Consider the following 657-nt stretch of genomic DNA (forward strand, 5'->3'; position numbering starts at 1 on the left):
GGCCGCTAACATCGAGCGCCTGACCTTCACCGGCAGTGGYGCGTACACCGGTTGGGGCAATGCCAGCGACAACATCATCACCGGCGGTTCGGGTGCCGACACGCTGTACGGTGGCGCGGGCGCCGACCAGTTCATCGGYGGTGCCGGTTWTGACACKGYMGGCTATACCGACAGCACCGTGGCGATGAACATCAATCTGAAGACCGGTGTGCATTCCGGAATCGGRGCRGGCGATACCTTCACCGACATCGAAGCGATCAAGGGTTCGAACTACAACGACACCTTTGTCGGCGACGGTCGAGGCACGGACTTCGACGGCGGAGTCGGTACCGATACGGTCGATTACTCGACGTCGGCCGCTGCGGTGAACGTTGATATTCGTCTGGGTACGGGCCTGGCGGGCACCGGCGGCGACGCCGAGGGCAGCACCCTGACCAACATCGAAAGAGTCATCGGTTCGGCGYTCAACGACAGCTTCACCGTTGCACTGGGCGGGATAGCGTTCGARGGCGGTGCCGGGGACGATATCTACTACATCAACACCAGTGCCACGCCGAGCATCGTCGAGCTGGCCGATGGCGGCAACGATGAAATGCGCGTGTCGGTGGTCAACCCCAGCCACACCTTCATGGCCGCTAACATCGAGCGCCTGACCTT

At 62.4% G+C, this 657-nt stretch carries 1 protein-coding gene; it reads left to right on the forward strand.

Annotated elements, in window-relative coordinates; translation table 11 throughout:
* Nucleotides 1–657, forward strand: a 657-nt coding sequence (locus tag AC1DQM_RS29875; RefSeq protein ID WP_477747266.1) for a calcium-binding protein, incomplete at both ends; no start/stop codon positions are given.

The organism is Pseudomonas sp. 01L34 (genome assembly GCF_056400265.1).